The following is a 9,121-nucleotide window of genomic DNA, read 5'->3' as shown; positions in this document are numbered from 1 at the left end:
CCTGACATCGTTTGTTTCTTTCTCGAAATTGACGTGTTTCTTGGTTTCCTGTTCAGTTTTCAAAGATCGTCGCTCTCTCAAGCGCTTTTTAATTTAATCATATTTCTTACCTTTTGACAAGTATTTTTTTAAAAAAATTGTTTTTTTTCTTATAAACACCTTTTACAAACTGTTCCTTTTACAAAAATAGATATTGAATATCGTAAACTATTTCAATAACGTATCATCAACTTGTAAACAAAGATAAGATATTTCATCAAAAGTATAATGTTGAATGACACAAGCTTTCAAACATTTTGTTTGTTCTTCCTTTTCAAGCGAAAGGTTCATAAATGTTTCAAATGTTGGAGGATTGCTCATACCTACTTTGGCTCTTTGTACGATCCAAGTTCCCATATGCTTCTTTTTCGCAATCGTATAGGGCAATACACTTTTCATTTCATCATAACCTATGAGAATATTCATCACATGCTTATTTTGTATAGACCAAAATGCTGGATCTAAACAAATCGGAAAGTCCGGTTTTGTTTCTAATACTACTGGTTCATACGTTCCCCAAAATGCAAAGCTATAAACAGGATGCTTAGAACGTCGTACTTTGGGATTGCGTAAAAATTGGATGCCAAACGCATCACAACCCGTTAAACGACTTCGATAGCCCGGCTGGTCTTTACGCATTTCTTTCCATTGATCATAATTCAACCCATCCAAACAGCTAGGATCTAAGCATGAATCATCAAAAGTTGGAACAAAAATACATCCGGAATCGGTCACGACATGCATCAGAGCTTCGATACATGTTTGTCCTTTTCCTAAAATAGAGTCCATTGCATCTGTATTTGCTTGTAAACAAACGATGGACCCCTCTTGAATACCCATTTTTTGATAAATTTTGATCATGTCTTTCTTTGTTTGCATGCAAATATCTTAACATAGAAAAGGCACGTATTGAAATCATACGTGCCCATTGGTTATTTTCTTAATTGTGCGCCAAAATCTTTTTCTAACATATCGAGGATCTTATCAAATAATGTATTGATATCTTCATCTTTCAATGTTTCTTTGTTCGACTGGAATAAGATCGAGAAAGCCACCGATTTCAAATTCTTTGGCATTGGTGCACCTTGATATACATCAAAAACTTCTACATTTTGAATGATATTTTCTTTATGTAATCGGCCATTTCTTTGAATTGCTGTCACAATGTCACCAACTGGAATCTTTCGCTCGATCACACAAGCTACATCGCGTGTAACGCTTTGATATTTACTTATTGGTGTAAATTTAATTTTCGATTTTTTTACGTTTATGATAGCGTCTAGATCCAATTCAGCCATAACAACATCATCGCATTTTGTATCTTTGCCATATTGTGGATGAATTTGACCAATATATCCAATCATTTCTTTATCGATCCAAACTTCGCAAGAACGATATGGATGAAAATGCGTCATATCCGTATGATTTTCTTTATATTGAATTCGTTGATTGGACACTCCCACATGATCGAGTAATTCTTCTACCAGTCCCTTCGCAGTATAAAAATCAGCTGGAATGGAAAAAGAATCCCATCGCGTTTCTTGTAAGTTTCCCGATAAAATAAATGCTAAGTGTTTCTTGTACGTATCGATATTTTCTACATCACTTAACTCAAAGACATTGATATTTGGGATTGAATGTGCCTTATTATAAGCCACAACATCTAATAAACTAGGTAGAATGCTTGTACGGATCCAATGTCGTTCTTCACTAATTGGTAATGCTAATTCGGTTGCTGCACCAACTGGCAAAATGGCATTATCTTTCTTTTCAGTTGAAATCAAAGTATAGGTGATTGCTTCTTGCAGACCTCGTTGTGTCATCATGGTACGTACATAACGAACCAATTGTTGTTTTGGATTCAATTTTCCCTCGGTCATTTCCATCATTGGCAAGGTACTAGGTAAACGATCATATCCTAAAATACGAATGATCTCTTCGCTTAAATCTGCCATACCTTCCATATCGGTACGTGAACTTGGAATAGCACAAACAAATACATCGTTTTCTTTTTTGGGATCAAAATGTAATCGACGGAAAACATCAAAAACCTCATCGTCCGTAAAATCTGTGCCTAATCGATTATTGATTTGATTCAATGTACAAGTCAATGTTTTGGGCTCATAACCATTGTTCCCAAATATAACAGTTTCTTCAATTTCGGTTGCATCCGCGTATTCAATCAATAATTGTACCGCTCGATCCAGTGCCTTCTGACTAGCCAATGGTTCAATACCTTTTTGATAACGAATCGAAGCTTCCGTATTTAAATTTAATCGACGTGCAGTGTTTCGTATCGAAACATGATCAAACTGTGCACATTCGATGATTAATCCTTTGGTATCCTCTTCAATTTTGGAATCATCTCCACCCATGATACCGGCAATACCAATGGGCTTCCCTTGATTGGTGATTACGATGTCTTCTGGTTGTAAATGATAGGTAATGCCATCCAATGCGGTATACTCTTCATCAAAGCCATCAGCAACGGTAATTTCTTGATCATGAATGGCTTCCTTATTGTAAAAGTGCATAGGCTGCCCCGTTTCCAACATGACAATATTAGAAATATCAACCACATTATTGATGCTGTGTACACCACTCGCACGCAATAAGTTTTTCATCCATTGTGGACTTTCTTTAATGGTGATGGAACCAATGACTTTCCCTAAAAAAGAAGGACATTTTGGTGTTAAACTATCAATTTTTAATTGTGTAGCCATTCCCTGATCGGCAACGTGATCAAATTCAGGGAGTTGAACAGGGCGATCCAATATGGCACCTACTTCCAAAGCCATATTAAAAGCTGCTTGGCAATCGTTTCGATTTGGTGTCAACCCAATATCTAAGATCACATCATCCAAACCTAAATATTTGAGTGGATTGGTATTTCCAACCGGTGCATCCGATGGTAAAACTTCGATTCCATGGATTTGTTCTTCACTCAAACTATGTTTATCTACGCCTAATTCAGTTAAGGAACAAATCATACCGTTGCTTTTTTGTCCACGAATGATTCCGGCTTTAATTTCTCCATCTGGTAATTGTGCGCCAACACGAGCAACAATAACTTTTTGTCCAGCTGCTACATTGGGTGCTCCACAAACAATATCCAGAACTTCTTCGCCTACATTTACTGTAGTGCAATGTAAATGGTCACTGTCCGGATGTGGCTGACAAGTTAAAACCTCTCCAATGACAAGGTTTGTTCCTTGGCTCATGGGATACATAGCTTCCACTTCAAAACCTGCACTTGTTACTTTATCCGCAATTTCTTCCATAGAAAGGTCGGATATATCCATGTACTGTTCTAACCATTTTCTACTTATTAACATATCTTATATCCTCCCCATCTTATTCAAAACGATCAAACAAGTCACTAAAACGTTGATCATTCGTATAGAAATGACGAATATCATCAATGCCATATTTTAACATGGCAATTCGTTCAATTCCTACACCAAAAGCAAAGCCTGAACATTCATTAGGATCATAACCGGCCATTTTCAACACGTTTGGATGTACTTCGCCAGCACCTAAGATTTCGATCCATCCAGTTCCTTTGCATGTTGGACATCCTTTTCCATTACAAATATGGCAGCTAACATCAACTTCTACACTTGGCTCTGTAAATGGGAAATAACTTGGACGAAACCGTATCTGACGATCTTGGCCAAACATCTTTTTTGCCAAAAATTCCAATGTTCCTTTTAAGTCGGACAAGGTAACGTGCTTACCAACGACCAACCCTTCCATTTGCATGAATTGATGTGAATGCGTCGCATCATCATCATCGCGACGATATACTTTTCCTGGACATACGACTTTAATGGGTAGATTCGGTGCATTTTGTTCTAAAACCGCCATTTGTATAGCCGTTGTGTGCGTACGCAATAAGTAATTTTCATCAATATACAGAGAATCTTGCATAGCTCGGGCTGGATGATCCTTTGGGATATTCGCTCGTTCAAAACAATATTCATCATCTGTGATATCTGCTCCTTCGATGACTTGATACCCTAAACCAATGAATAAATCTTCTAATTGTTCAGTTACTAACGTTAATGGATGAAGATTGGCAGATCGTGTACGACGACCTGGTAAAGTGATATCAATTTTTTCTTTTTCAATTTTGTGATTCATTTCCAAGATGGTCAATTCATCACGTTTGGCTTCAATTCGTTGATTCAAATCTTGCTTCAGTTCATTGACTTTTTTTCCAAAAGCCGGTTTTTCTGCTTTTGGAAGATCTTTCATGTTTTTCATCAAGGCTTGAACAGGACCTTTTTTTCCTAAATAATACACACGTAGATCATTGAGATCTTTTAAATCTTTCGCATCAAGTATTTTCTTCTTCGCTTCTTGATGCAAGTCATCAAAATTCATCATCTTATGTTCCTTTCTAAAATAAAAAAAAGACGTTACAGGAACGAATTTGATTCGCGGTACCATCCTGTTTCGTCTTTTGCGCACTTAATTGCCATGATAACCGTATGAAACGGAGAAGGTTTTAACTTCTACTCCAAGGTGAATTCATTGCCGACTCATGATCAAAACTTCCAGCCAAGGTCTTGACTCTCTTCCATGGTAGAGACAATTACTACTCCTTTTCATCGTTTTAACGTATAAAATTATACAAAATTTTAAACAACGTTTCAATAAAATGCTAGAATTATTTTATGCAGATCATTACTTCAACACAAAACAAACGAATCAAAGAACGAGCAAAATTACTGAAAAAGAAAGAAAGAGATCAAACGGGCTGTTTCTTGATTGAAGGAAGTCACATGATCCAGGAAGCTTTACGCGCCCAAGTCCTGGATGAATTGTATGTTGTCGAAGGTTCTTCTCTAAGCATCGACTTTCCGCAAATCATTTGTACGCAGCCCGTTATCAATCGGTTAAGTCAACAAAAATCCGATGCGAAATATATTGGGGTTTGCCACAAAAAAATCAATACTGAAAAAGATGTGAAACGTGTTCTTTTATTAGATGATGTACAAGATCCAGGTAATGTGGGGACCATATTTCGGACTGCCTATAGTTTTGGATATGATAAGATATTTCTTTCCAAACATTGTGCAGATGTCTATAACCCTAAAACCATTCAATCCACACAAGGTTCTTTGTTTCATCTGGATTTTGCTTATGTAGATCTTGTGGATACCATTCAAAAATTACAGAAACAAAACATGCAAATATTTGGTTCGGCGCTCCACAAAAATTCGCAAAGCTTACAAGACATTACCGTTCCCAAAACATTTGGAATCGTCTTAGGACATGAAGGCCATGGCATACATGAAGCAATTTTAGATCTTTGTGATCAATGGGTCCATATCGAGATGGACCAATTTGAAAGTTTGAATGTAGCTGTTGCAGCTGCTATTCTTTGTTATGAAATGCGATACAATAAATAAGGCACTTTACGAAAAAGTGCCTTATTTATTAATTGGTTTTTTATTGGTTCGACCTAAAATATAATCCACGCTTAGATCATAATAATCTGCCAAACGAATGAGTTGTTCTAATGGGATAGAGCGCTCCCCACTTTCATAACGTGCATAAGTTCGCGCACTGACATGGATCAGTTTAGCGATATCTGCTTGCGTTAAATCGTGGTCTTCTCTCAGATCCCTTAATCGTTTGAGTTTCATACTGACCACCCTCATTTATTATCTGATGCACAACATCATTCTCTTCCTATAACTATTTTAGCATTCCTTTTCATAAAATTCAGGATAGTGGCATAATTGTATAATTTAATGTAATAAATGGAAAGATGTTGCAAAAAAAATCGATTAGGCTTCCCTAGTCGATTTCATGAATATAAATATTATTGACACGATCGGGACCAACCGATACCATCGAAATCCGCACACCGACAAATGACTCAATGAAAGAAAGATAATCTTTGGCTGCTTGTGGCAATTCATCGTAGCTACTCATTTTAGATATATCTTCGGTCCAACCTTTAAATTCTTTATATACTGGTTTTGCTTTCGCAACATCCGCTTGATCACTTGGGATATACTCATAAACTTTGCCATCGATTTCATAACCAACACAAGCTTTTATGATATCCAGTCCGGTCAATACATCAATTTTTGTGATCACAATATCGGTTAAACCATTCATCATATGCGCATGTTTGACAACTAATAAGTCCAACCAGCCACAACGTCTAGGTCTTCCTGTTGTAGCACCAAATTCAAAACCGTGCTGACGAATCCATTCGCCTTGTTCGTCTAACAATTCGGTCACAAATGGCCCTTCTCCTACACGTGTCGAGTACGCTTTAACAACACCAACAACGGTTTTAATTTTACTTGGAGCCACACCAGCACCTGTTGTTACCCCACCAGCTGTTGGGCTTGAAGAAGTAACAAATGGGTAGGTTCCATAATTAATATCCAACATGGCTGCTTGAGCACCTTCAAATAGCACACGCTTGTTTGCATCGATAGCTTCATTGACCATATGTGTTGTTTCTTTAATTCTTGGTACGATCAAATCATGGATTTTTTCAAAAGAGGCAACCATCTCATCATAATCCAAAGGCTCTGCTCCGTAAATTTTTGTAAAGAGCTTATTTTTAAAGGTCAAACATTCTTTTAGGCGGGCTTTAAAAGTTTCAAAATTGATAAATTCATGAAAGCGAATTCCTGTACGTGCGTATTTATCTGCATAACAAGGACCAATTCCACGTTGTGTCGTACCAATTCGATTACCACTGGCTTCTTCTTCTAATTTGTCTTGATATTTATGATAAGGCATTAACATCTGGGCACGATCACTAATGATTATATGATCCGTTGACAAACCAGATGCTTCTAATGTTTTCATTTCTTCTAATAATACAAAAGGGTTACAAACGACGCCTGGCCCAATAATACAGATTGCATCTTCATGCAAAACACCACTAGGTAATAAATGCAAAACATGCTTTTTGCCATTGACTACAACTGTATGACCGGCATTATCACCGCCTTGGAAACGAACGATCATATCTGCTTTTTCAGCTAATACATCGACGATTTTTCCCTTTCCTTCATCTCCCCATTGGGTACCTACTACGACTTGGCTCTTCATAGAATAGCCTCCTTTTTCTGACAAATTAAAGTATACGGTATAAATAAGTTCTGTCAACCAAATCAAGATTTACTTTCCAATTCAAAAGAATACTTTTCTTCATAATGATGGATCATGTCACGATATCCATCTTTGTTTTGTTCTATATATTTATGTAAAAATCGATGAACATTAAAATCTTGCTCTGCTTCTTTGATCACATCCAAAGCCAAAGAGGCACAATGCTCACTCATTCGCAACATACAATTTAATAAATCATATAATTCATACCCTTTGGATTGGTCGCATTCACCACTCTTGATTCGCAATACATGCTGCTTTTTGGCTTCGTTACAATCCAATGTGATCAATTCTCGTAGAGGAAATACTTTCTTCATAGATTCATCATCATTTTCCAAAAAACCATCCACAGTAATTGTAACAATTTCTTTTGTAGCTTCCATGATCACCGTAACTTCATCCATTGCTTGTAAAGAAAAAGTTCTTTTCGTATTGTGCAAATGACGAACAACTTGTGCAAAATCTAAAGCATAATCCGAAATTTTCTCAAAATCACTGATTGCTTGTAATGATTTGTTGATCATTTTGCTTTGTTCTAAATTCACACCAGCAGACATGAGCTTGACGAGATAATTTCCTAGTTTATCTTCATATTTATTCAAAGAGGATTCCAGTTCTACCGTACGTGTATAATTATGTTCATCATAATGATGCATTAATGAAAACGAACGATTCACATTTTTTCGCGTATCATTGGCCATGTCCGCCATCACGATCATGCTTTGTTCATAAGCAACGTCTGGATTGGATAAAAACCGTTCTTCCAATAAATCAAAATTGGCACGACTTTCTTTTTCCTCATCTGTAATTGGAATTATTTTATAAATCAAATATTCAATTCCTTTCACAAATGGTAACATCATCGTCATGACAACCATTCGATATATCGTATTGAGTGCAGCAATTGAAAATGGATTCATGATGGCCGTATACATTTCAAAATGCATAAATGCATCCACAGGATAATAGAGGCATCCCAAGAGCATACCAATTGTACAAACGAGCAAATATACCAATGATGTCCGATGGCCGTTTCGATTGGCACCAATCGCAGCTAATAAGATAGGAGTGGAAGCCCCTATTCCCATTCCTAAAATCATGGGGAATGCTGCTTGAAAGGAAATGGCACCAGTTACACTTAGAGCTTGTAAAACACCAACCGATGCGGATACACTTTGTAGGAGTGCAGCAAAGGCTATGCCAAATAAAATACCAAGTATCGGATTGGTTAATGAAGTCATCATAGAGATAAAAACCGGATTGGTTTTTAGTGGTGTAACAGCGCTTGACATCATCGACATACCTGTCATTAGAACAGCAAATCCTAACAGGATGGTTCCTAAATGGACGAGGGTTTCGCGTTTTGCGAACATATGCAAAAGAATGCCAACAATCGCAGCCACAGCAGCAATTGTTGCACTTGATATCAATGCTGCAATGCCATTTCCTGCATCAATATAAGATAAGCAAACAACCCAACCGGTAATGGCAGTACCGATATTTGCCCCCAAGATGACACCAATGGCTTGTGACACTTTCATCATTCCTGAATTCACAAATCCGACAACCATAACTGTAGTCGCCGATGAAGATTGAATCACACAAGTAACGGCCGTTCCTAATAAAAAGCCTTTCCATGGAGAATTGGTCAAATGATATAAAATCAACTCCAATTGATTACCAGCAACTTTTTTTAGGCCATCTCCCATCTCACTCATGCCATAGAGAAATAAGGCCACGCCACACAAAAGGCTTAAAATCATAGTTACATTTTCCATACATATCTCCTGTAATTTAATTCGATTTTACATTGATTTTATATTTACTTTATATTAAGAATAGCATACTTTCGCAGATCCCGAATAAAAAAATCAAGATACAATAAAATAAGCAGTTTCTATTTGCACTCATTTCTAATCTATGATAAAATAAA

At 36.9% G+C, this 9,121-nt stretch carries 7 protein-coding genes and 1 other annotated feature; of the genes, 1 reads left to right on the top strand and 6 read right to left on the bottom strand.

From position 1 onward, the window contains the following. Window positions 1-207: 207 nt before the first annotated feature. Genes SOS22_RS06935 through pheS form a run of 3 tightly spaced genes read right to left on the bottom strand, consistent with a single transcriptional unit; the run spans window position 208 to window position 4,428 of the window. Window positions 208-918: an AAC(3) family N-acetyltransferase gene (locus SOS22_RS06935; RefSeq protein ID WP_320596757.1), complete on the bottom strand. Its 711-nt coding sequence runs from the start codon at window positions 916-918 to the stop codon at window positions 208-210. Window positions 919-971: 53 nt separating this feature from the next. Next, on the bottom strand, window positions 972-3,374 hold the full coding sequence (pheT, locus tag SOS22_RS06930) for a phenylalanine--tRNA ligase subunit beta (RefSeq protein WP_320596756.1): 2,403 nt from the start codon (window positions 3,372-3,374) through the stop codon (window positions 972-974). 19 nt (window positions 3,375-3,393) lie between these two features. Continuing rightward, the gene (gene pheS / locus SOS22_RS06925; protein ID WP_320596755.1) at window positions 3,394-4,428 is read right to left on the bottom strand and encodes a phenylalanine--tRNA ligase subunit alpha; all 1,035 of its coding nucleotides are present in this window, start codon (window positions 4,426-4,428) and stop codon (window positions 3,394-3,396) included. A 33-nt stretch (window positions 4,429-4,461) separates the two neighbouring features. Next, window positions 4,462-4,662: a binding site (T-box leader), on the bottom strand. Between the two features lie 56 nt (window positions 4,663-4,718). Between pheS and SOS22_RS06920 the strand changes: the two genes are divergently transcribed. Next, window positions 4,719-5,456 (top strand): RNA methyltransferase, encoded by a 738-nt coding sequence (locus tag SOS22_RS06920; RefSeq protein WP_320596754.1) that lies wholly within the window; start codon window positions 4,719-4,721, stop codon window positions 5,454-5,456. Window positions 5,457-5,477: 21 nt separating this feature from the next. On the opposite strand, the gene SOS22_RS06915 is transcribed toward SOS22_RS06920, so the two are convergent. The 3 genes from SOS22_RS06915 to SOS22_RS06905 all read right to left on the bottom strand — a co-directional run bounded on the left by SOS22_RS06915 (window position 5,478) and on the right by SOS22_RS06905 (window position 8,966). Further along, entirely contained in the window at window positions 5,478-5,693 is a 216-nt protein-coding gene (locus SOS22_RS06915; protein WP_320326439.1) for a helix-turn-helix domain-containing protein, read from the bottom strand. 154 nt (window positions 5,694-5,847) lie between these two features. Continuing rightward, window positions 5,848-7,128: an adenylosuccinate synthase gene (locus SOS22_RS06910; RefSeq protein WP_320326440.1), complete on the bottom strand. Its 1,281-nt coding sequence runs from the start codon at window positions 7,126-7,128 to the stop codon at window positions 5,848-5,850. A gap of 62 nt (window positions 7,129-7,190) precedes the next feature. Beyond that, window positions 7,191-8,966: a Na/Pi cotransporter family protein gene (locus SOS22_RS06905; protein WP_320326441.1), complete on the bottom strand. Its 1,776-nt coding sequence runs from the start codon at window positions 8,964-8,966 to the stop codon at window positions 7,191-7,193. Window positions 8,967-9,121: the final 155 nt, after the last annotated feature.

This window comes from Absicoccus sp. (assembly GCF_034090965.1).
GTDB classification, from domain to species: Bacteria; Bacillota_I; Bacilli_A; order Erysipelotrichales; family Erysipelotrichaceae; genus Absicoccus; species Absicoccus intestinalis.
Note: the sequence above shows the minus strand (reverse complement) of the source record. Positions and strands in the feature narration are given on the sequence as shown.

What these genes read in the sequence shown, in the direction of transcription:
- SOS22_RS06935 (WP_320596757.1), bottom strand. Translation starts at nt 918, where the DNA reads ATGCAAACAAAGAAAGACATGATCAAAATTTATCAAAAAATGGGTATT.
- pheT (WP_320596756.1), bottom strand. Translation starts at nt 3,374, where the DNA reads ATGTTAATAAGTAGAAAATGGTTAGAACAGTACATGGATATATCCGAC.
- pheS (WP_320596755.1), bottom strand. Translation starts at nt 4,428, where the DNA reads ATGATGAATTTTGATGACTTGCATCAAGAAGCGAAGAAGAAAATACTT.
- SOS22_RS06920 (WP_320596754.1), top strand. Translation starts at nt 4,719, where the DNA reads ATGCAGATCATTACTTCAACACAAAACAAACGAATCAAAGAACGAGCA.
- SOS22_RS06915 (WP_320326439.1), bottom strand. Translation starts at nt 5,693, where the DNA reads ATGAAACTCAAACGATTAAGGGATCTGAGAGAAGACCACGATTTAACG.
- SOS22_RS06910 (WP_320326440.1), bottom strand. Translation starts at nt 7,128, where the DNA reads ATGAAGAGCCAAGTCGTAGTAGGTACCCAATGGGGAGATGAAGGAAAG.
- SOS22_RS06905 (WP_320326441.1), bottom strand. Translation starts at nt 8,966, where the DNA reads ATGGAAAATGTAACTATGATTTTAAGCCTTTTGTGTGGCGTGGCCTTA.